The 20,443-nt window shown below is 62.7% G+C and carries 20 protein-coding genes; 11 read left to right on the top strand and 9 right to left on the bottom strand.

Annotated elements, in window-relative coordinates; all coding sequences use genetic code 11:
- Window positions 1-94 precede the first annotated feature (94 nt).
- From pdxR to ACR1XV_RS09565, 5 genes are all read left to right on the top strand, one after another.
- Window positions 95-1,555: a MocR-like pyridoxine biosynthesis transcription factor PdxR gene (gene pdxR / locus ACR1XV_RS09585; RefSeq protein WP_480530646.1), complete on the top strand. Its 1,461-nt coding sequence runs from the start codon at window positions 95-97 to the stop codon at window positions 1,553-1,555.
- A 124-nt stretch (window positions 1,556-1,679) separates the two neighbouring features.
- Window positions 1,680-3,446, top strand: a complete 1,767-nt coding sequence (gene xsc, locus ACR1XV_RS09580) for a sulfoacetaldehyde acetyltransferase (RefSeq protein WP_480530644.1) — start codon at window positions 1,680-1,682, stop codon at window positions 3,444-3,446.
- A gap of 167 nt (window positions 3,447-3,613) precedes the next feature.
- A complete protein-coding gene (locus ACR1XV_RS09575; RefSeq protein WP_480530642.1) occupies window positions 3,614-6,430 on the top strand; it encodes a molybdopterin oxidoreductase family protein in 2,817 nt (938 codons plus the stop codon).
- 97 nt (window positions 6,431-6,527) lie between these two features.
- On the top strand, window positions 6,528-7,277 hold the full coding sequence (locus ACR1XV_RS09570) for a 4Fe-4S dicluster domain-containing protein (protein ID WP_480530640.1): 750 nt from the start codon (window positions 6,528-6,530) through the stop codon (window positions 7,275-7,277).
- Complete coding sequence (locus ACR1XV_RS09565; protein WP_480530638.1) at window positions 7,277-8,164, top strand: dimethyl sulfoxide reductase anchor subunit family protein; 888 nt, start codon at window positions 7,277-7,279, stop codon at window positions 8,162-8,164. Before ACR1XV_RS09570 ends, ACR1XV_RS09565 begins: the two co-directional genes overlap by 1 nt.
- 97 nt (window positions 8,165-8,261) lie before the next feature.
- Here the strand turns inward: ACR1XV_RS09565 and dapA are convergent, their stop codons facing one another.
- On the bottom strand, window positions 8,262-9,134 hold the full coding sequence (dapA, locus tag ACR1XV_RS09560) for a 4-hydroxy-tetrahydrodipicolinate synthase (protein ID WP_480530636.1): 873 nt from the start codon (window positions 9,132-9,134) through the stop codon (window positions 8,262-8,264).
- 133 nt (window positions 9,135-9,267) lie between these two features.
- On the opposite strand from dapA, the gene ACR1XV_RS09555 reads away from it, so the two are divergent.
- Window positions 9,268-11,232 (top strand): lytic transglycosylase domain-containing protein, encoded by a 1,965-nt coding sequence (locus ACR1XV_RS09555; RefSeq protein WP_480530634.1) that lies wholly within the window; start codon window positions 9,268-9,270, stop codon window positions 11,230-11,232.
- On the opposite strand, the gene ACR1XV_RS09550 is transcribed toward ACR1XV_RS09555, so the two are convergent.
- Both ACR1XV_RS09550 and mnmC2 read right to left on the bottom strand, forming a co-directional pair.
- A complete protein-coding gene (locus ACR1XV_RS09550) occupies window positions 11,206-12,075 on the bottom strand; it encodes a DMT family transporter (RefSeq protein WP_480530632.1) in 870 nt (289 codons plus the stop codon). The genes ACR1XV_RS09555 and ACR1XV_RS09550 overlap by 27 nt on opposite strands.
- A complete protein-coding gene (gene mnmC2 / locus ACR1XV_RS09545) occupies window positions 12,072-12,737 on the bottom strand; it encodes a tRNA (5-methylaminomethyl-2-thiouridine)(34)-methyltransferase MnmC2 (RefSeq protein ID WP_480530630.1) in 666 nt (221 codons plus the stop codon). The genes ACR1XV_RS09550 and mnmC2 overlap by 4 nt, the downstream gene beginning before the upstream one ends.
- Window positions 12,738-12,792: 55 nt before the next feature.
- On the opposite strand from mnmC2, the gene ACR1XV_RS09540 reads away from it, so the two are divergent.
- The gene (locus ACR1XV_RS09540) at window positions 12,793-13,827 is read left to right on the top strand and encodes an NAD(P)/FAD-dependent oxidoreductase (RefSeq protein ID WP_480530628.1); all 1,035 of its coding nucleotides are present in this window, start codon (window positions 12,793-12,795) and stop codon (window positions 13,825-13,827) included.
- 86 nt (window positions 13,828-13,913) lie between these two features.
- Window positions 13,914-14,300 (top strand): GNAT family N-acetyltransferase, encoded by a 387-nt coding sequence (locus ACR1XV_RS09535; protein WP_480530692.1) that lies wholly within the window; start codon window positions 13,914-13,916, stop codon window positions 14,298-14,300.
- Here the strand turns inward: ACR1XV_RS09535 and ACR1XV_RS09530 are convergent.
- The 4 genes from ACR1XV_RS09530 to ACR1XV_RS09515 all read right to left on the bottom strand — a co-directional run bounded on the left by ACR1XV_RS09530 (window position 14,292) and on the right by ACR1XV_RS09515 (window position 17,232).
- The gene (locus ACR1XV_RS09530; protein WP_480530690.1) at window positions 14,292-15,056 is read right to left on the bottom strand and encodes an HTD2 family dehydratase; all 765 of its coding nucleotides are present in this window, start codon (window positions 15,054-15,056) and stop codon (window positions 14,292-14,294) included. The genes ACR1XV_RS09535 and ACR1XV_RS09530 overlap by 9 nt on opposite strands.
- A gap of 41 nt (window positions 15,057-15,097) precedes the next feature.
- Window positions 15,098-15,640: an NADPH-dependent FMN reductase gene (locus ACR1XV_RS09525; protein WP_480530626.1), complete on the bottom strand. Its 543-nt coding sequence runs from the start codon at window positions 15,638-15,640 to the stop codon at window positions 15,098-15,100.
- A 107-nt stretch (window positions 15,641-15,747) separates the two neighbouring features.
- Complete coding sequence (locus ACR1XV_RS09520) at window positions 15,748-16,419, bottom strand: YiaD family glycine zipper/OmpA-like lipoprotein (RefSeq protein ID WP_480530624.1); 672 nt, start codon at window positions 16,417-16,419, stop codon at window positions 15,748-15,750.
- Between the two features lie 120 nt (window positions 16,420-16,539).
- Complete coding sequence (locus ACR1XV_RS09515; RefSeq protein WP_480530622.1) at window positions 16,540-17,232, bottom strand: helix-turn-helix transcriptional regulator; 693 nt, start codon at window positions 17,230-17,232, stop codon at window positions 16,540-16,542.
- A gap of 101 nt (window positions 17,233-17,333) precedes the next feature.
- On the opposite strand from ACR1XV_RS09515, the gene ACR1XV_RS09510 reads away from it, so the two are divergent.
- The gene (locus ACR1XV_RS09510) at window positions 17,334-17,519 is read left to right on the top strand and encodes a hypothetical protein (RefSeq protein WP_480530620.1); all 186 of its coding nucleotides are present in this window, start codon (window positions 17,334-17,336) and stop codon (window positions 17,517-17,519) included.
- Here the strand turns inward: ACR1XV_RS09510 and ACR1XV_RS09505 are convergent.
- Window positions 17,516-18,163: an RluA family pseudouridine synthase gene (locus tag ACR1XV_RS09505; RefSeq protein ID WP_480530618.1), complete on the bottom strand. Its 648-nt coding sequence runs from the start codon at window positions 18,161-18,163 to the stop codon at window positions 17,516-17,518. The two genes, ACR1XV_RS09510 and ACR1XV_RS09505, sit on opposite strands and share 4 nt — an antisense overlap.
- Window positions 18,164-18,260: 97 nt before the next feature.
- Between ACR1XV_RS09505 and ACR1XV_RS09500 the strand changes: the two genes are divergently transcribed.
- Both ACR1XV_RS09500 and ACR1XV_RS09495 read left to right on the top strand, forming a co-directional pair.
- On the top strand, window positions 18,261-18,671 hold the full coding sequence (locus tag ACR1XV_RS09500; RefSeq protein ID WP_480530616.1) for a nuclear transport factor 2 family protein: 411 nt from the start codon (window positions 18,261-18,263) through the stop codon (window positions 18,669-18,671).
- A gap of 2 nt (window positions 18,672-18,673) precedes the next feature.
- Window positions 18,674-19,378, top strand: a complete 705-nt coding sequence (locus ACR1XV_RS09495) for an SGNH/GDSL hydrolase family protein (RefSeq protein WP_480530614.1) — start codon at window positions 18,674-18,676, stop codon at window positions 19,376-19,378.
- On the opposite strand, the gene rarD is transcribed toward ACR1XV_RS09495, so the two are convergent.
- On the bottom strand, window positions 19,369-20,274 hold the full coding sequence (gene rarD / locus ACR1XV_RS09490; RefSeq protein WP_480530612.1) for an EamA family transporter RarD: 906 nt from the start codon (window positions 20,272-20,274) through the stop codon (window positions 19,369-19,371). The two genes, ACR1XV_RS09495 and rarD, sit on opposite strands and share 10 nt — an antisense overlap.
- Between the last annotated feature and the right edge of the window lie 169 nt (window positions 20,275-20,443).

Raw genomic sequence — 20,443 nt, 5'->3', positions numbered from 1 at the left:
ATTTCTGGTTATTTAGTTCTTTCAGGGCTGCATGTCAATCGCGCGCAAATAAGTCCAGATTGCCCCCGCCTTAGGTCCAATCTATAAGCAATCCATGGGCATCTCGGTCGACACCTTCTTTCTGGAACGCAACGGGCAGGGCACGCTGCAGGCGCAGATCCAGCAGATGATCGCCGAGGGCATCCTGTCGGGCCGTTTTCATATGGGCGAGAAACTGCCCTCATCCCGCAAACTGGCGGCACATCTGGGGGTCAGCCGGATCACCGTCACGCTGGCCTATACCGAGCTGCTGGCAAGCGACTATCTCACCGCCAGGGGCCGCTCGGGCTACTATGTTTCCGAGAATGCTCCCGTGCCTCCAACCTACACGCCAACGCGGCACGATACCGATGCCGTGGATTGGGACATCGCGCTGGCACGGAAGTTCTCGGGCGGGGATTTTCTGCAAAAGCCCAGCAACTGGCGAGAGTTCCGCTACCCCTTTATCTACGGTCAGGCCGACCGGGATCTGTTCGACCATGCCAACTGGCGCCTCTGCGCGGTGCGCGCTTTGGGCCATAAGGATTTTGATACACTGACCGGAGACTATGTGGACCGCGACGACCCCCTGTTGATCGAGTTCATCGCGCGCCACACCCTGCCCCGGCGCGGGATCACCGCACGACCCCAAGAGATACTCATCACGCTGGGGGCGCAAAATGCCCTGTGGCTGGCCTCACGAGTGCTGCTCAACCGGGATCGCAAAGCGGCCATCGAGGACCCCTGTTACTATGCCCTGCGCGATCTGCTGGTCCACTCCGAGTGCAAACTCGCCCCCCTGAAGGTTGACCGCGACGGCCTGCCGCCCGATGCGATCCCCGACGACACCGATGTGATCTTCACCACCCCCAGCCATCAGTGTCCCACCACAGCCACCATGCCGATCGATCGCCGCCGCGCGCTGCTGCACCGCGCCCGCGAGTTGAACGCGATGATCGTCGAGGATGATTATGAGTTCGAGATGTCCTTTCTGGGTGCCCCCTCGCCCGCGCTGCGGTCGCTGGATACGGACGGGCGGGTGATCTACGTCGGCAGCTTCTCGAAATCGCTGTTTCCGGGGCTGCGGCTGGGCTACATGGTCGGGTCCGAAAGCTTCATTCGCGAGGCGCGGGCCCTGCGGTCGCTGGTTCTGCGCCACCCGCCCGGTCATGTGCAGCGCACGGCGGCGTATTTCCTGTCGCTGGGGCATTATGATGCGCAGATCAGGCGCATGTCCAAGGCCCTGCAGCACAGGCGCGAGGCCATTGATGAGGCGATCCGGCAGTCCGGCCTGACGGTCGCGGGGCGGGGAATGCTGGGAGGGTCCTCAATCTGGATGCAGGCCCCGACGCATGTGAATACCACACGGCTGGCGCATAAGCTGCAGGGCAAAAGCGTGCATATCGAACCCGGAGAGCCCTTCTTTTCCGGCCCCAACAGGCCCCAGAACTACTACCGCCTCGGCTATTCCTCGATTGCGCCCGACAGAATCGGGCCGGGAATCGCGCAGATCGCCGAGGCCATTGGGCAAGCGTGATGCCACTGGACCTATCCCGCCTTCGGTTCTGGCCCTATCGCCATGGGCACCCTTGGGTCAAAACCAAACGGAAAACAGGGGCGACAGACCCCGTTCCAGCCATCCTTGATCGGAGAACATGCAGATGAAAATGACCACCGAAGAAGCCTTCGTGAAAACGCTGCAAATGCACGGGATCGAACATGCGTTCGGCATCATCGGCTCGGCCTTCATGCCGATTTCCGATATCTTCCCCAAGGCAGGCATCACCTTCTGGGACTGCGCGCATGAAGGCTCGGGCGGGATGATGGCGGATGGCTACACCCGCGCCACCGGCAAGATGTCGATGATGATCGCGCAGAACGGCCCGGGCATCTCGAACTTTGTGACTGCCGTTAAGACCGCCTATTGGAACCACACGCCGCTGCTGCTGGTGACGCCGCAGGCCGCGAACAAGACCGTGGGTCAGGGCGGGTTCCAGGAAATCGAGCAGATGAATATGTTCGCCGATTGCGTCTGCTATCAGGAAGAGGTGCGTGACCCCTCGCGCATGGCCGAAGTGCTCAGCCGCGTGATCCAGAACGCCAAGCGCTACAGCGCGCCCGCGCAGATCAACGTGCCGCGCGATTACTTCACGCAGGTGGTGGATATCGAACTGCCCCGCATCGTCGATTTCGAACTGCCCTCGGGTGGCGAGGCCGCGCTGGATGAGGCTGCCGAGCTGCTGTCGAACGCCCATTTCCCGGTGATCCTAAACGGCGCGGGCGTGGTTCTGTCGGGTGCGATCCCCTCAACGGTTGCACTGGCCGAGCGTCTGGATGCGCCGGTCTGCTGCGGCTATCAGCACAATGACGCCTTCCCCGGCTCGCACCCGCTGCACGCAGGCCCCTTGGGCTATAACGGGTCCAAGGCTGGGATGCAGCTGATCGCGCAGGCGGATGTGGTGCTGGCCTTGGGCACGCGCCTGAACCCGTTCTCAACCCTACCCGGCTATGGCATCGACTATTGGCCGACCGAGGCGAAGATCATTCAGGTTGACGTCAAACCCGAGCGGATTGGCCTCACCAAGCCGGTTACCGTCGGTATCGTGGGCGATGCCAAAAAAGTTGCCGACACCCTGCTCGAGAAGCTCTCAGGCACCGCTGGTGACGAAGGCCGTCAGGCCCGCAAGGACCTGATCGCGACTACCAAATCGGCCTGGGCGCAGGAACTGTCCTCGATGGATCACGAACAGGACGACCCCGGCACCACCTGGAACGAACGCGCGCGCTCGGCCAAGCCCGACTGGCTGAGCCCTCGCAAGGCATGGCGCGCCATTCAGGCCGCATTGCCGAAAGAGGCGATCATCTCGTCTGATATCGGCAATAACTGCGCCATCGGTAACGCCTATCCGTCCTTCGAAGAGGGCCGCAAGTATCTGGCCCCGGGCCTGTTCGGCCCTTGCGGTTACGGCCTGCCTTCGGTGATCGGTGCCAAGATCGGCTGCCCGGATACGCCGGTTGTCGGGTTCTCGGGCGACGGAGCGTTCGGCATCGCGGTGACAGAACTCACCGCAATCGGCCGCGAGGAATGGCCCGCCATCACGCAGGTGGTGTTCCGCAACTATCAGTGGGGTGCCGAGAAACGGAACTCGACCCTGTGGTATGACGACAACTTCGTCGGCACCGAACTGGATACGCAGGTCTCTTACGCTGGCATCGCGCAGGCCTGCGGCCTGAAAGGCGTGGTCGCCCGCACGATGGACGAGTTGACAGCGGCGCTGGCGCAGGCGGTCGAGGATCAGAAGAACGGCATCACCACCCTGATCGAAGCGATGATCAATCAGGAACTGGGCGAACCCTTCCGCCGCGATGCGATGAAAAAGCCCGTCGAGGTGGCCGGCATCGACGCCGCAGACATGCGTCCGCAATAACATCACGACGTGGCCGGGCCCCGGCGGCCCGGCCCTCATATGTTAGTTTCGAAAAAGCCGTAAACCCATCTGAACAGTAACGAAACGCTTGAGCCCGGAACTAAAGTTCTCACAATGGCCCGCAGGTTCAGGTCCGAAGGCGACCGGCCACAGGGGAGAGATTTGACGTGACGCAGCAGCCCAGGATCGACCTGTCGCCCAAGGTTTCGGACGAGATCCGGCACACCACATGCTACATGTGCGCCTGCCGGTGCGGCATCAACGTGCATATGAAGGATGGCAAGGTCGCCTATATCGAAGGAAACCGCGATCACCCCGTGAACAAGGGTGTCCTCTGCGCCAAAGGCTCCGCCGGGATCATGCAGGTCAACGCCCCTTCGCGCCTGCGCAAGCCGCTGCGCCGGGTTGGGCCGCGCGGATCGGGAGAGTTCCGCGAGATCGAATGGGATGAAGCGATCAGCACCGCCGTCGGCTGGCTGAACGAATTGCACGAGACCGCACCGCACAAGTTGGCCTTCTTCACCGGGCGGGATCAGAGCCAGAGCTTCACCAGCTTCTGGGCCCAGAATTTCGGCACGCCCAACTATGCCGCCCATGGCGGGTTCTGCTCGGTCAACATGGCAGCGGGCGGCATCTACACGATGGGCGGTGCGTTTTGGGAGTTCGGCCAGCCCGATTGGGACCACACCAAGCTGTTCATGCTGTTCGGTGTGGCCGAGGACCACGACAGCAACCCGATCAAAATGGGCATCGGCAAGATCAAGGCACGCGGCGCGCGGGTGATCGGGGTGAACCCCATCCGCTCGGGCTATAACGCCGTGGCTGATGATTGGGTCGGGATCACGCCGGGCACCGACGGGCTGTTCATCCTGTCGCTGATCCATGTGCTGATGAAGGCGGGCAAGATCGACCTCGACTACCTTGCCCGCTACACCAACGCACCGGTTCTGGTCAATGCCGCTGACGGCCCGGAGAAGGGCCTGTTCCTGCGCGATGCCGACGGCAAACCGCTGGTGATCGACCGCGTGACGGGCGAACCGACCGCCTTCGACAAACCCGGCGTGCGCCCGGACCTGTCGGCCACCTACGACAAAGACGGCGTCACCCACCGGCCGGTCTTTCACCTGATGGCCGAGAAATACCTGTCCGACGATCACGCCCCCGAAAACGTGGCCGAGCGCTGCGGCGTCCCAGCCCAAAAAATCCGCGCCATCGCCGCCGAAATCGCCCGTGTGGCCTTTGACGAGGCCATCGAACTGGATCAGGAATGGACCGACTTCCGGGGCGAAAAACACTCCAAGATGACGGGCCGCCCGGTCAGCTTCCACGCCATGCGCGGCATCTCGGCCCATGCCAACGGCTTCCAGACCTGCCGCGCCCTGCACGTCCTGCAAATCCTGCTGGGCACAGTCGAGGTCCCCGGCGGCTTCCGCTTCAAACCGCCCTACCCCAAACCTGTCGAGGCGCACCCCACCCCGCACGGAGACCGCCGCCCGGGCCGCCCGTTGGAAGGCCCGCATCTGGGCTTCCCCCGCGGCCCCGAGGACCTGCTGCTGAACGAAGACGGCACCGCCCAACGCATCGACAAGGCGTTCACCTGGGAAAACCCGATGTCGGCCCACGGGCTTATGCATATGGTGATCTCGAACGCCGCCGCCGGGGACCCGTACAAGATCGACACGCTGTTCCTGTATATGGCAAATATGTCATGGAACTCATCCATGAACACCAAAGGCGTGATGGAGATGCTGTCGGCCAAGACCGAAGACGGCAAGTATGTCATCCCAAGGATCATCTACTCGGATGCCTATTCCTCGGAAATGGTCGCCTATGCCGACCTGATCCTGCCCGACACCACCTATCTGGAACGCCACGACTGCATCTCGCTGCTGGACCGCCCGATCTGCGAGGCCGACGCCGCCGCCGATGCGATCCGCTGGCCCGTGGTCGAACCCGACCGCGACGTGCGCGGGTTCCAGTCGGTGCTGATCCAGCTTGCCAACCGCATGAGCCTGCCGGGCTTCACCAACGAAGACGGCACGCCCAAGTGGAAGGACTACGCCGACTATATCGTGAACCACGAACGCAAACCCGGCATCGGCCCTCTGGCCGGATTCCGGGGCGAAGATGGCACCAAGGAAGGGCGCGGCGCGGTCAACCCCGATCAGTTGAACCGCTACATCGAAAACGGCGGCTTCTATGTGGCGCACATCCCCGAAGGCGCGGATTACTACAAACCGTGGAACACGGCCTATCAGGACTGGGCCGTGGGCATGGGCCTCTATGACAGTCCGCAACCCTACCTGTTCCAACTCTATTCCGAGCCGATGCGCAAATTCCAGCTGGCCGCCGAAGGCCACGGAAACCACCAGCCCCCCGACCACCTGCGCCAGCGTATCAAAGACTCAATGGACCCGCTGCCCATCTGGTACGAGACCGACCAGCAGGGCAACGAGGGCTTCACCGTCAACGCCCTGACCCAGCGCCCCATGGCGATGTATCACAGCTGGGGCACACAGAACGCATGGCTGAGGCAACTGCACGGGCGCAACCCGCTCTACGTGCCCACCAAACTGATGCGCGCGCACGGGCTGCAAGACGGCGACTGGGCCAAGGTCACTTCACCACACGGCGAAATCACCGTCCCCGTGATGGAAATGGCCGCCCTAAATGAAAACACCGTCTGGACCTGGAACGCCATCGGCAAACGCAAAGGGGCATGGGCCTTGCAGGAAGACGCACCCGAGGCCACCAAAGGCTTCCTGCTGAACCACCTGATCCACGAACTGCTGCCGCCTAAAGGCGACGGTATGCGTTGGGCGAACTCGGACCCGATAACGGGTCAGGCCGCTTGGTTCGACCTGAAGGTCAAAATCGAAAAAACCACCCCCCCGACGGACGCCCAAAGCCAGCCAGAATTCGCCCCGATCGAATCCCCCGTCGGGACCGGCCCGAAAGACCTGGCATGGAAGGTCGGCAAATGAGCCGGATCCACCCTTCATCTGACCATAAATATCCCGGGGAGCGCGAGGGGCTGGCCCCTCGCCCCTGCCCTCTCCAAGCACGCGAAGGCACATTGACATGACCCAGCTCCCCCAATCCACCGAGCGCAAAATGGGTCTGGTCATCGACCTCGACACCTGCGTCGGCTGCCATGCCTGCGTAATCTCGTGCAAAGGCTGGAACACGGAAAACTACGGCGCGCCGCTCTCGGATCAGGACGCGTACGGAGCCGACCCCTCCGGCACCTTCCTGAACCGCGTTCATTCCTATGAGGTACAGCCCACCGACGGCACCGCCCAACTGATCCACTTCCCCAAATCCTGCCTGCATTGCGAGGATGCACCCTGCGTCACCGTCTGCCCCACCGGAGCCAGCTACAAACGAGTTGAAGACGGCATCGTGCTGGTCAACGAAGGCGACTGCATCGGTTGCGGCCTCTGCGCCTGGTCCTGCCCTTATGGTGCGCGTGAGATGGATATGGCCGAAGGGGTGATGAAGAAATGCACCCTCTGTGTCGACCGCATCTACAACGAAAACCTGCCCGAAGTGGACCGGGTCCCCTCCTGCGTCCGGACCTGCCCGGCCGGTGCGCGACATTTCGGTGATCTGGGCGACCCTGACAGCGATGTCAGCAAACTGGTGGCCGAGCGCGACGGGATGGACCTGATGCCCGAGATGGGCACCAAACCCGTAAACAAATACCTCCCGCCACGGGCAAAAGATGAAGTGGACGCGCAGATCGACATTCTGGCCCCGCTGCTGGCCCCCGTGGCCGAAGACCCCAAGGACTTTCTCGGCTGGCTCGACAAGGCACTGGAGAAACTCTGATGCATCCGGCCCCTTCCGTCATCATCTTCACCACTTTTTCCGGTCTGGGCTTCGGCCTGCTGTTCTTCCTGGGTCTCGGACAACCCGCCGTGACGGGTTTCGTCGCCTTTGTTTTCTACCTGATCGCTTACGCGCTGGCGGTTGGCGGGCTGTTGGCCTCGACCTTCCATCTGGGGCATCCCGAACGCGCCTGGAAGGCGTTCAGCCAATGGAAATCCAGCTGGCTCAGCCGCGAAGGGGTCTGCGCGGTGGCGGCGCTCATGGTCATGGGACTCTATGCGCTGGGGGCGGTGTTTTTGCACAGCCACTGGACGCTGTTGGGGTGGATCGGGGCGCTGCTCAGCCTCGCCACCGTCTTCACCACATCAATGATCTATACGCAGCTCAAGACGATTCCGCGCTGGAACATGAACCTGACACCCGCGATGTTCCTGTCTTTCAGCCTCGCGGGTGGCGCACTTTTGGCCGGGGCCGAGGCGCTGGCCCCTTGGCTGCTGGTCATCGCAGGGGCCTTGCAACTGGCCTATTGGGCCAAGGGAGACGGCGCGTTGGCGCGGTCGGGTACCACGCTGGGCACCGCCACGGGATTAGGTGCACGCGGCACGGTACGCGCGTTTGAGCCGCCTCATACCGGAACAAACTATCTGCTGCGGGAATTCGTCCATGTGGTGGGTCGCAGACACGCGCAAAAACTGCGTGTGATCTCGTTTGGGCTGGCCTTTGTATTGCCGCTGTTGCTGATCCTAATCCCGGTCGGAGGGGTCGTGATCAAACATCTGTTCGCGCTTTTGGCCGTGCTGTCGCATTTGACCGGTGTTGTGATCTCGCGCTGGCTGTTTTTCGCACAGGCCGAACATGTTGTCGGGCTGTATTACGGGAAACGGTGAGGGAGGGGGCCAGCCCCCTCCTTGGCCTTGCAGGCCAATTCCTCCCCCGGGGATATTTGTAGCCAGATGAAGTTTGGATCCCAGTTTCCAGGGGTCGTCAGATCAGACCAGCATGGGTCATTGCGGCATCAATAGATGCTTTGGTGCTGTCTTCCAGCTCGGTCAGGGGAGAGCGGACTTCGGTGCTGCAGAGGCCGAGTTTGCTAAGAGCATATTTGGCACCGACTAGGCCGGGTTCGATGAAGATCGCCTCGTGCAAGGGCATCAGGCGGTCTTGGTAGGTCAGTGCTTTGGCGTAGTCGCCCGCAAGCGTTGCCTGCTGGAATTCGGCGCAGAGTTTGGGGGCCACGTTGGCCGTTACCGAGATGCAGCCGACGCCGCCATGGGCGTTGAAGCCCAGCGCGGTGGCATCCTCGCCCGACAGTTGGCAGAAATCGGGTCCGCAACTGGCGCGTTGCTGACTGACGCGGGCCAGATCGCCGGTCGCATCCTTGACGCCGGCGATGCGCGGGAGCTTGGCCAGTTCACCCATGGTTTCGGGTGTCATGTCGATGACCGACCGACCCGGAATATTATAGATGATGATCGGGATATCGGCGCAATCATGCAGGGCACGGTAATGGGCCAGCAGGCCCTTTTGCGTCGGCTTGTTGTAGTAGGGCGTCACGACCAATGCCGCATCAGCGCCGGTTTTTGCGGCAAACTGGACGAACCGGACGGCCTCGACCGTGTTGTTGGACCCGGCCCCCGCGATCACCGGGACGCGGCCTGCGGCAGCCTTCACAACTTCGGCAACGACCGTTTCGTGCTCATCATGGGTCAGCGTCGGGCTTTCGCCGGTCGTGCCGACGGGCACGAGACCGGTCGAGCCTTCGCTGATCTGCCACTCGACCAGGTGTTTGAGCGTCTCCAGGTCCAACGCGCCGTTGCTGAACGGGGTGACCAGGGCTGGCATCGAGCCTTTGAACATAACACGCTCCTTAAGGTGCAGTTAGCAGTTTTTGCGTCACGGGCCATCACAATCATGGCGATCCGAGTTGATCCCGGCGGCGCAAGGTTTATCCTGAATGGCTCTATCCTCGGTTGGTTGGGAAATGCAAGGCATGACACGCGTACTGGCGCTTTTGGTGGTGGTGATTTTGGGCTCGGTCGGGCAGGTGCGGGCCGACGCGGCGGGCGACCTGCGTGCTGGCCTCTATGAGATGCGCAAGGGGGATTGGAATGCTGCCCTGAACACCTCGGGCGCGCGCGGGTCGGTGTCTCGGGACATCATCGTCTGGCACTGGTTGCGCGAGGGCTTCGGCAGTTCGGGGGATGTGCTGGTTTTCCTTGAACGTCGCCCCGATTGGCCCGGCCTGGCCTGGCTGCGCCGCAAGAGCGAGCCGTCCTTTACCAATGCCGATGCGGACCGGGTGCTGAAATTCTATGCCGGGATGCCGCCACAAACCGCCGAAGGGTCGCTGAACTATGCCGTCGCGCTGATGAGCAAGGGGCGCCATGGCGAGGCCGAGGCCGATATCGTGACCGCGTGGCGGACCATGCCGATGGGATCGGGGCTGCAGAAGGATTATCTGGAGAACTTCGACAAGCTGCTGAAGCCGCATCACGCAGCGCGGATGGACCGGATGTTGTGGGATGGCCATCTGGTCAGCGCCGGCCAGATGTTACCCCTGATCAGCGCCGATCAGCGCAAGCTGGCCGAGGCCCGGATCGCGCTGCAAAAGCGGGAAAACGGCGTGGATGGCAAGGTGGCGGCGGTGCCGAAAACACTGGCTGATGCGCCGGGGCTGGCCTTTGATCGATTCGTCTGGCGCGACCGGAAAGAGCTGGACGACAGCGCCATCGATCTGATGCTGGCCCGGTCAACCGGTCCCGATGCGCTGGGTGAGCCGGACAAGTGGGCCGAGGGGCGGCGCAGGCTGGCGCGGCTTGAGATGCGCACCGGCAGCGCCGAACGCGCCTATGCGATTGCCGCCAATCATCACATGACGCCGGATATGGGCTATGGCTATGCTGATCTGGAATGGTTGGCGGGTTTCCTCGCCCTGCGCAGGCTGGACGATCCGGCGACGGCAGTACGCCATTTCCAGAACTTCTCGGGCGCGGTGCAATCCCCGATTTCCAAAGGGCGCGGCGGCTATTGGCTGGGCCGCGCTTATGCGGCGCAGGGAGATGCAGATAAAGCATATGAGGCCTATGCGGTTGGGGCGGATCATCAGACCTCGTTCTATGGTTTGTTGGCAGCCGAGCGCATTGGCCGTCCGTTTGACCCCGAATTGGCCAACCCGCGTCGCGCGGCGCACTGGAAACAGGCCGCGTTCGCGGACTCCAGCGTGCTTGAGGCCGGGTTGCTGCTGTTGCAGGCGGGTGAGGGCAATCTGTCGGAGCGCTTCTTGACCCATTTGGTCGAAAGTCTCGACCAGACGCAGGCCAATCAGTTGGGCGATTTAGTGCTGGAACTGAACGAGCCGCATCTGGCCGTCATGATTGCCAAACGCGCGGCGACAACAGGGGTTGTCCTGCCCGCCGCCTATTACCCGGTGCATCCGGTCGCCGATATCGGCCTGCCTATGGCAAAAGAGATGACCTTGGCCATTGCCCGGCGCGAAAGCGAATTCGATCCGGTGGTGATCAGCGGCGCGGGCGCACGGGGGCTAATGCAGGTGATGCCCGCGACGGCGCAGCTGGTGGCCAAGGATCTTGGCATTCTCAGCGGGCACAAGACCGGGCGGCTGACCTCGGACTGGCGGTATAACGCCAAGCTGGGGGCGAATTACCTGTCCAGCCTTGCCGAGGATTTCAACGGCAACGTCGTGATGATGGCGGCTGGCTACAACGCCGGACCCCGCCGCCCGATTTCGTGGATGGAGCGGTATGGCGACCCGCGCCGGGGTGAGGTTGATGTGATCGACTGGATCGAGACCATCCCCTTCAAGGAAACCCGCAACTATGTCATGCGCGTCGCCGAGAGCCTCCCGGTCTATCGTGCGCGGCTGGGCCAACCGCCTCTGCCGGTGCCGTTTTCGCAGGAACTGACCGGCTCAACCCTTGCGTCTTTCGCGCCATAGGGTGAACAGGCCCGCCGCGATCACCAGACCTGCGCCCAGCACGACTGCGGGGCGCAGGGTTTCATCGAAGATGGTGATGCCCAGAACAGCGCTCCACATCAGGTGGAAATAGGCGAAAGGCTGTACGGCGCTGGCCTCGGCCATTTCATAACATTTGATCAGCAGCCAATGCCCCAGCGCACCTGAAATGCACAGCAGCCCCATCCATAGCCAGTCGCTGCGAGCCATCGGTTCCCAGAACCATATGCCAACAGCGGTCATCGCGACGGCCCCTGCCACGCCGGTCCAGAAAAAGCTGGTGGCGGTGCTGTCGCGCCGCGCTGCGTAACGGGTCAGCAGGCCGTAGACGGCGAACATCAGCGCCGAGATCAGCGGGATCACTGCCCAGGGATTGAACACCCCGGCACCGGGTTGGAGGATGATCAGAACACCGACACAGCCCACTCCAATCGCGGCCCAGCGCCGCCAGCCAACTTTCTCGCCCAGTACCGGGCCGCTGAGCGCGGCGATCAGCAGCGGATAGCAGATAAACACAGCCTGACTTTCGATCAGCCCGAGGATCGTGAAACTGTAGACGGCGACGCAGATTTCCCCGGCCAGCAGCAAGCCTCGGAAAATCTGTAGCCGAAGCTGGCTGGTCTGCGCCGCGGCCCTCAGACCTCCGGGTGATCTGGCGGCCAAGGCAATCACGAAGGCGGCAAAGAACCAGTACCGGATCATCACCACCATGTAAGTGTTGTAGGTCCCCGCCAGATGGCGCGAGATGCCATCCTGCAACGCAAACACAATCGTCGCGCCGATCATCAGCGCAATACCCGCATTCACGTTGTTCTGCTGGCTCATAGTTTGACAGCCCGCGTCATGTGCCGCTTGCGGCCAAAGCCGGGGCTGCGGGTAACTTCGAACCCGGCGTCGGCCAAGCCCCGGCGCACGAACCCGGCGGCGGTGTAGGTTGCCGCCGTGCCGCCCGGCGCCGTGTGGTCAGCCACCTGCTGCATCAGGTCCGCACCCCATAGTTCGGGGTTCTTGGCGGGTGAGAAGCCATCCAGAAACCATGCGTCCGCCTTGTGATCCCAATCGGGCAGGGTCTGACGGGCATCCCCGACGATGACCTCAAGATGCAACGTATCCAACGTGCAGCTCTGGCCCGTCCAGACCGCCAGAAAGCGATCCACCCATGGCGACAGTTCCGGAAATGCCGCCAGCGCGCGGGCCATATCGTCTGGGGCCATCGGGAAGGCCTCGAAACTGGCGAACCGCAGCGGCGAGGTCTGCCCTGCGCCCTCCCACGCGGACCAGACGGTCAGCATGTTCAGGCCGGTGCCAAAACCCAGCTCGGCGATGTGAAATCCGGGTGCAAAGCGCGCAGGCAGGTCATTGCCTGCAAGGAACACATGGCGCGTCTCTTCCAACCCGTTCTGCAACGAGTAATAGGGATCGTCGAAACGATCCGAGACAGGAATCTGATCCTCGGTCCACGTCAGTTCGGCACGCTGGTCTGCCATCGGGTTATCCTGTAGCTAGGCGGCGCGACACTGAACAAGGAAAAGGGGATTGGCAATGGTCGATGTGACGGTGCGCGGCGCAGGCATCTTTGGCCTGTCCATCGCATGGACCTGCGCCCGACGCGGGGCCAAGGTTCAGGTGGTCGACCCCTTCGGGCCCGGCGCGGGCTCCAGCGGCGGGCTGGTGGGGGCGCTTGCGCCGCATGTGCCCGAGAACTGGAACGCCAAGAAGGCCTTTCAGTTCGACAGCCTGATCATGGCCGAACCGTTCTGGCAACAGGTCGAGGCAACGGGCGGCGTTTCCCCCGGCTATGCGCGGCTGGGTAGATTGCAGCCCATTGGCGACCAGCGCAGCGTTGATCTCGCCCATACGCGGGCGACCACGGCCGAGACGCTCTGGCAGGGTCGCGCCCGTTGGACCGTGCGCCCAGTGGACGACGTCGGCGCTTGGTGCCCGCCCAGCCCCACTGGCTTTGTCATCCACGACACGCTGAGCGCACGAATGCACCCCCGTCGCGCCTGTGCGGCTTTGGTCGCGGCGCTGGGGGTGATGGGGGTCGAGGTGACAACAGAGGCCCCCGACAAGGGTCAGGTCATTCACGCCACGGGCCTCGCCGGTCTGGAAGAGCTCAGCCGCGCCTTCGGCAAGACCGTTGGCAATGGCGTCAAGGGACAGGCCGCCTTGCTGCGGTTTGATGCCGGAGAGGTGCCGCAGCTGTTCGCGGATGCCGTCCACATCGTGCCACACTCGGACGGCACCCTGGCCATCGGATCAACGTCCGAGCGGGATTATGATGACCCCACCAGCACCGATGCAGCGCTGGACGATGTGCTGGACCGCGCCACGCGCGCGCTGCCGCTGCTGCACGGGGCCGAGGTGATCGAACGATGGGCCGGTGTGCGACCCCGCAGCAAAAGCCGCGCCCCGATGCTGGGTGCGCATCCTTTGCACGATGGCCAATTCATCGCCAACGGTGGCTTCAAGATCGGCTTCGGCATGGCCCCGAAAGTGGCCGAGGTGATGGCCGATCTGATGCTGGATGGCAAAGACACGATCCCCGACGATTTTCGGCCCGAGGCATCGTTGTGACCTTCGAAGTCCCGCCGCAGCGCCTGTCCCCGGACAGCCCGAAACTGCCCCAAGTTCTGGCCCTGATCCGCGAAAGCTTTGCTTATATGGAAGGTCGCATTGATCCGCCCTCATCCATGCACCGGCTGACCGAGGACACCCTGCGCGATCAGGCGCGAGAGGGTGAGGTCTGGGTCCTCGGTACGCCCCCCGATGCCGTGGTGTTCCTGACGCCAAAGCCCGGGCGTTTGTATCTGAGCAAGCTGGCGGTCGACCAAAGCCAACGGGGGAAGGGTCTGGCCCGGCAGCTTGTGGCGCTTGCCGAAACCCGCGCACGGACGCTTGGGCTCTCGGTGCTGGAACTGCAAACCCGCGTCGAGCTTGTCGAAAATCACGCTGCCTTTGCCCATATGGGGTTTGTCAAAACCGGTGAGGTGGCCCATCCCGGGTACGACCGCACCACCTCGATCACGATGCAGAAGCGCCTAGGTTAGCGCCTCAGCCCGCATACATTCGCGCCCGCCCGGTCCGCGCACCCACAGGGTCTGCCCGTTCCGGCAGAGGGTCGCGGTTTCGAAATGCATCAGCGGGGCCGTGGCGCGGAAGGAAAACGCGGTCAGTGGCCCCATCAGATCGGTGGCATAAAGCATCAGAAACTGCGCCAGCAAAGGGCCATGCACGACCAGCCCGGCATAGCCCTCAACCTCGCGCGCATAATCCAGATCATAGTGGATGCGGTGTCCGTTGAAGGTCAGCGCGGAATAGCGAAACAGCAGGGTGGTATTAAAGCTGACCCCGCGGTGGTCGGTCTCATCCGTGCGGGCCTGCGAGGGTTGCGGGGGCCGGGCGTCGGGCGACGGGTCCTCGCGATAGACCAAATCCTGCCATTCGGTCAGGCACAGCTGGCCCTGCTGCCAGACCTCGTGGCGCAGCGTGACAAAGCCCAGTGGACCGCTGCGCCCGGTCTTCTGCGCCGCGCTTTCCCGGACGGACCGTCGTTCAGCCTCTAGGCCCGCGATCAGGGGTTGATGAAATTGCAATCGCCCCCCGGCCCACATCCGCCGCGGCAAACCCATATCCGGGATCAGCCCAAGGCCAACCTTCGGGTGCCCATCCCGCCCCAGATCAGAGGGCGGCAGGGGTGACCAGAAATAGAGGTGATGAAAAAACGGCGGCAGGGCTGCGCCCGCCTCAACCGAGGGCGCGCGTCCAAGCGCCAGCTGCAACGCTTGGGCGCGGGCGGAATCCATCGGGTCTCCGACCACCTCGGCCCCTATCGCACCCTCGTGGGTCAAACCCCCGCCTCGGCCCGCAGCTTTTGCATCAGGGCGTGCAGAGTGTGTTCATAGCGGTCATTGGTCAGACGTCCCTCGGCGTCAAACTCGTTGGAACTGTCGGCCAGATGAATTTCGGGCCCCTGCAGGATGCGCGGCTGGAACGGCACCATGAAGGAGCGCAGGATCATCTGCGCGCGTTCTCCCCCGGCGCGACCTGCAGCGGCGGACATCACCGCCAACGGTTTGTCCATCCACGGCTTGCCTTTGGTTCGGCTGACCCAGTCCAGCGCGTTCTTCAGAACGCCCGACGGCCCCTTGTTGTATTCCGGGGTCGAGATGATCACCGCATCCGCCTGCGCGATCTGATCCGCCAGCACCTGTACGGCCTCGGGAATGCCCTCGCCGGTTTCCAGATCACCATCATAAAGCGGCAGGTTCAGATCGGCCTCGATAAACGTGCCCGGCTCGAACAGACGCGCCGCTTCGCGCAAGAGTTTGCGGTTGGTCGCGCCCTGCCGCAGCGAACCGGAGAGGCCAAGAAGGATGGGATCGGACATGGGGAAACTCCGTTGCCGTGTTTCCCCAATAGTTAGCCAAAGATCGCACCGGACCAAAGCCCCGGTGACGCGCAGTCACTGTGCGCGCCGCAGGGTGCCCGGTCAGATCAGGTGCGCCCGCTGGGGATGATCTCGATATCGACGCGGCGGTTGCGGGCCTTGCCCTCGGGCGTCAGGTTCGAGGCGGCGGGGCGGCTTTCGCCCAGACCGATCGTGGTGATCCGGCCGCTGTTTACGCCGTTGGCCTGCAGGATATCCGCCACCGAACGGGCGCGCCGTTCCGAGAGGCCCTGATTGTACGACGCCTCACCATCGCTGTCGGTATGGCCGATGACCTGTACGTTCGAGTTGGGATAGCGCACAAGGTTCTGCCCCACGCGCACCAGATCGGCCCGCAGCGCCGGGTTCACCGTCGAGCTGTCGGTGGCAAAGGTGATGTCATTGGGCACGGTGACGATCAGGCGGTCACCTGCATTGGTGATGGTGATACCGTCATTGGCCAGTTGCTGCCGCAGTTCGGCGGCCTGCCGGTCCAGTTGATTGCCGATGACACCGCCACCGGCGGCCCCGATGGCCCCACCGGCCAACGCACCCAGAAGCGGATCGGAGTCGTTGGCAATCGCGCCAACCCCGGCCCCGATCAAACCGCCCAGAATCGCACCTTGCTTGGCGTTCTGATTAGGATCAGAGGGCAAGTTCAGCGTACCGGGGTCCGTACAGGCCCCCAAAACCAAAGCCGAGCTCAGCCCGGCGGCAACAACAAACTTGGAAATCGTCATAGGTTCAACCTTCTGCTCTGGCACCCGTTTTGGTCGGTGCCACGTTCTTTGCCCCATTATATCGCGCCGCTTGGGCCCGGGCTCAAGCAACAATCGGGTGAATTGGCAGTTACGTGCCGTTCAGTGGGCCTGTGCAGGCGCGTCCCAGCGGTTCTGTTCCTGCCAGATCGCACGCAGCGGCTCACCCTGCCCACAGAAGTGATCCTCGGTCAGCTCACAAGCCCAGATGCGGTCTGTGCGGAAATGGCGAAAACCATTGCGCAGCTCGCACCACGCCGCCAGCATAGTGCATTCGATGTGATAGATCAGGGCGACGGGCCGTACAGTACGTTCAGTCCGCTCGCCTTGGGAATTGACATAGGTGATACGAATTTTGCGCTCGGACCGGATCGCTTCACGGTAATTCACGACCGGCACGCAGCCCTTGGCTGGATCATCCAGCGGTGCACCCCACGGCGCGACCTGCAACCAATCGGCGGGCGCGCGCAAGGCCTCGATCTTGCGACACACCCGGTCGGCGGCCTGCTGCAACGTGCTGTCACCCGTCCGCGCCAGCATCGACAGGCCAACCCACAGCGCCTCGACCTCTTCGGCGTCAAAGTTCAGCGGTGGCAGGTCATAGCCACGCCGCATCAGGTATCCGACCCCCGCCTCGCCCTCGATCGGCGTGCGTTGTGCCTGAAGCGCGGCGATGTCGCGATAGACCGTCCTGACGGACACCTCCAGCTTGTCTGCCAACGTCTCGGCCGTCACCGGCGCGGGGGCGGCGCGTAAAATCTGAATGATTTCAAACAGTCGGGTGGAACGACGCATCAGGGTCTCCGGCATTTCTGCTGACACCCTAGCACATCCCCCTGACAAGGTGGTGTCAGGAGTGATCGGCAATTCTGGTCTCAACCGAAAGGAGGCCCATCATGCCAAGCCAAGACCATCACGTTCTGATGACCCTGAAACTGGACCGCTGGGCACAAGACCACCATCTGCGCGGGTTCGAGATCGAGCGCGAGATCATGGCTGCACGTCAGCCCCGCGCCCCAAAACGGCGCGCCCGGCGGTTCTCGCTGGGCAATCTGAAGGTGTTTTGGACCCGAACCGCCTAGAAATCCGCCTTGGCGCGGAATTTCATCGCAACACCCCCTTCGGGGTTCTTCAGGCGCAGTTCTTCCGAATGCAGCATCAGGCGCGGAAAGTCCCGCGCCGCGCCCTCGGCATAAAACGGGTCACCCAGAATAGGATGGCCCAGCGCCAGCATATGCACGCGCAACTGATGCGAGCGCCCGGTTTTGGGAAACAGTCTTACACGCGTCGTCTCACCCTCGTACTTCACCACGCGCCAATCGGTGACGGCGGGTTTGCCCGTCTCATGGCACACCATCTGCCGCGGGCGATTGGGCCAGTCGACGATCAGTGGCAGATCAACCGTGCCGGTCTTGTCCTCCAGCCGCCCCCAGACACGGGCAACGTAAGTTTTGCGGGTCTGACGGTTCTCGAACTGCAACCCCAGATGCCGCTGCGCATGGGGCGTCTGGGCAAAGACCATGACGCCCGATGTATCCCGATCCAGCCGATGCACCAGCAGCGCCTGCGGAAATGCCGCCTGCACCCGTGTCAGCAGGCAATCGGCCAGATGCGCACCCCGCCCCGGCACCGACAGCAGCCCCGAGGGTTTGTTCAACACGATCAGCTGCGTGTCTTCATACAGAACGTCCAGAGGCGTCTGCGGGGGATCATAGGTCTCGCTCATGCGCGCCTGCCTATCGCAGCCCGCAACCTCCCGCAACGTCGTCCTTGCCTGATGCGGCCGGGTTCAGCAACTGTTGCCCCAACAGACAGGAGGACACATGCATCCCACGATCCAACGTATGCAAGAGGTTGTTGCCAAAGGCGATGAAAGCCTGATCCAAGACCTGCTGGCCGAGGACGTGCGGTTTTCACCCCCGACCTACTACAGCACATGGACCGGGCGCGCCCCGGTTGCCGCGGTGCTGGGCCATGTGGGTCAGGTGTTCTCGGATTTCCGTTATCGGCGTGTGATGGGTGAGGGCAACGACTGGGCATTGGAATTCCAATGCAAGGTGGGTGAGCTGGATGCGGTGGGTGTCGATCTGATCCTGCTGAACGAAGACGGTCTGATTCAGGAATTCGAAGTGGTCATGCGCCCTTATAAGACCATCGGAGCCCTGCGCGAGGCCATGATGGCCCGCGTCATGAACGATGCCCGTTTCCTGCAGTTCAAGGACGCACTGAACTGACCATGCCAATCGCTGCCGATCAACTTGTTCGCGTCCCCCTGCTGCCCGTTCTGGCCCTGCAAGGCCTGACGGTGCGCCGCAACGCGCGAGTCCTGCCCGAACCCATTGGCCCACGCGAGGGGCGTGAAGGCCGTGGCCCCCGCCTACGCCTGTTGATCGCCGGTGACAGCTCGGCCGCCGGGGTCGGAGCGGGCACGCAGCACCAAGCGCTGTCGGGTCATCTGGTCCGCCGGCTGGCAAAACACAATTCCGTCGAATGGCGGCTAGAGGCCACCACCGGGCACACGACGCGGGACACGCTTGATCGGCTGCAAAAACTGGACATGGAGTTTGATGCTGTCGTCACAGCACTCGGTGTGAATGACGTCACACGCGCGGTCTCAGCCCGGCAATTCGCGGCGCAGCAGGCAGAGCTGCTGACCCTGCTGACCGATAGCTTCGGCGCGCGCAAAGTGATCGTGACCGGCGTGCCGCAGATGAACCGCTTCCCCGCCTTGCCTCAACCACTGGCCTGGGTGCTGGGCCGACAGGCCAAGCGGCTGGACCAAGGGTTACAGCAGGTTGCAAGCCGCTTCCCACAAGCCCGGCATCTGACGCTGGATTTGCCGGATGACCCAGCGCTCGCGGCCCCGGATGGCTATCACCCCAGTCCCAAAACCTACGCGCTTTGGGCTGATGAAGCCGCCCGACTGATCCTTCAGGCCTGAGACCGGATCTGCCGGATCATCGGGATCGAATAGACCACCAGCCCAGCCCAGATCAGAGGGAAAGCAATCATTCTTGCGCTGTCGATCTTCTCACCGAACAAGGTGACGGCAGTGATGAATATCATCGTCGGCGCGATGTATTGCAGGATGCCCATCGTTGACAGCCGCACCAGCTTGGCCCCGTTTGCATAGACCAGCAGGGGCACCGCAGTCACAATACCCGCACCAGCCAGCAACATGGTATCGGACATCGCGACACCGAAATGCCCCGAGCCAGTTGTCCCCAGCCACGTCACATAGGTCAGTGCGGGAACCAGCAGGATCAGAACTTCGAGCAGAAAACCCTGATTGGGCCCGATCGGAAGCGAGCGTTTGAAGAAGGCATAAAACCCCCAACTCACCATCAACCCCAGCGCAGCCCACGGCAAGCTCCCTGCCTGAACCACCAGCACCAGAACGCCCAAGGCAGCCAAACCAACGGCCAGCATCTGCGTTTTGGTTAAAGGCTCGCGCAGAAGAACCGCACCCAAAGCAATGCTGAACAGCGGATTGATGTAATACCCAAGCGCCGCATCCAAAGCGTTGCCGGAAGAAATCGCCCAGACATAAATCGCCCAGTTCACCGAGATCAGCGCCGCAGTCAGCGCTGCCATCCCCAGCATCCGCAGATTGCGCAACGCTGTCCTCAAATCAGCAGTCCGCCCCAACGCAATCAGCAACAGCCCCGCCACCGGCACCGACCAAATGACGCGATGCGCCACGACCTCGACCGGTCCGATATGCGCCATGGTTTTCATGTAAAGCGGAAGGAACCCCCACAGCACATAGGCCGTCACAGCAAGAGCCAACCCCTTGGGTGAATCCGTATTCCGATCAGCAATGTCGCGCGCAGTCATGGGCTTCTCCAAGGGCAGCGCCTCTGTCTAAGGCAATGTTGCGCACTGACAAACCTCTTATTCTGTGACATCAGCCATCACGATTCCTGATACTTCAAAAACCAGCCTACCCATGACGATCAGCCGACTCTTTGCGAGGCTCTGCCTCGCGCTCCGGGATATTTTTTGG

The sequence above is a fragment of the Ruegeria sp. AD2(2025) genome (assembly GCF_056542385.1).
Note: the sequence above shows the minus strand (reverse complement) of the source record. Positions and strands in the feature narration are given on the sequence as shown.

Coding starts and splice junctions, on each gene's coding strand:
- pdxR (WP_480530646.1), top strand. CDS start 95: ATGGGCATCTCGGTCGACACCTTCTTTCTGGAACGCAACGGGCAGGGC.
- xsc (WP_480530644.1), top strand. CDS start 1,680: ATGAAAATGACCACCGAAGAAGCCTTCGTGAAAACGCTGCAAATGCAC.
- ACR1XV_RS09570 (WP_480530640.1), top strand. CDS start 6,528: ATGACCCAGCTCCCCCAATCCACCGAGCGCAAAATGGGTCTGGTCATC.
- ACR1XV_RS09565 (WP_480530638.1), top strand. CDS start 7,277: ATGCATCCGGCCCCTTCCGTCATCATCTTCACCACTTTTTCCGGTCTG.
- dapA (WP_480530636.1), bottom strand. CDS start 9,134: ATGTTCAAAGGCTCGATGCCAGCCCTGGTCACCCCGTTCAGCAACGGC.
- ACR1XV_RS09555 (WP_480530634.1), top strand. CDS start 9,268: ATGACACGCGTACTGGCGCTTTTGGTGGTGGTGATTTTGGGCTCGGTC.
- ACR1XV_RS09550 (WP_480530632.1), bottom strand. CDS start 12,075: ATGAGCCAGCAGAACAACGTGAATGCGGGTATTGCGCTGATGATCGGC.
- mnmC2 (WP_480530630.1), bottom strand. CDS start 12,737: ATGGCAGACCAGCGTGCCGAACTGACGTGGACCGAGGATCAGATTCCT.
- ACR1XV_RS09540 (WP_480530628.1), top strand. CDS start 12,793: ATGGTCGATGTGACGGTGCGCGGCGCAGGCATCTTTGGCCTGTCCATC.
- ACR1XV_RS09535 (WP_480530692.1), top strand. CDS start 13,914: ATGGAAGGTCGCATTGATCCGCCCTCATCCATGCACCGGCTGACCGAG.
- ACR1XV_RS09530 (WP_480530690.1), bottom strand. CDS start 15,056: ATGGATTCCGCCCGCGCCCAAGCGTTGCAGCTGGCGCTTGGACGCGCG.
- ACR1XV_RS09525 (WP_480530626.1), bottom strand. CDS start 15,640: ATGTCCGATCCCATCCTTCTTGGCCTCTCCGGTTCGCTGCGGCAGGGC.
- ACR1XV_RS09520 (WP_480530624.1), bottom strand. CDS start 16,419: ATGACGATTTCCAAGTTTGTTGTTGCCGCCGGGCTGAGCTCGGCTTTG.
- ACR1XV_RS09515 (WP_480530622.1), bottom strand. CDS start 17,232: ATGCGTCGTTCCACCCGACTGTTTGAAATCATTCAGATTTTACGCGCC.
- ACR1XV_RS09510 (WP_480530620.1), top strand. CDS start 17,334: ATGCCAAGCCAAGACCATCACGTTCTGATGACCCTGAAACTGGACCGC.
- ACR1XV_RS09505 (WP_480530618.1), bottom strand. CDS start 18,163: ATGAGCGAGACCTATGATCCCCCGCAGACGCCTCTGGACGTTCTGTAT.
- ACR1XV_RS09500 (WP_480530616.1), top strand. CDS start 18,261: ATGCATCCCACGATCCAACGTATGCAAGAGGTTGTTGCCAAAGGCGAT.
- ACR1XV_RS09495 (WP_480530614.1), top strand. CDS start 18,674: ATGCCAATCGCTGCCGATCAACTTGTTCGCGTCCCCCTGCTGCCCGTT.
- rarD (WP_480530612.1), bottom strand. CDS start 20,274: ATGACTGCGCGCGACATTGCTGATCGGAATACGGATTCACCCAAGGGG.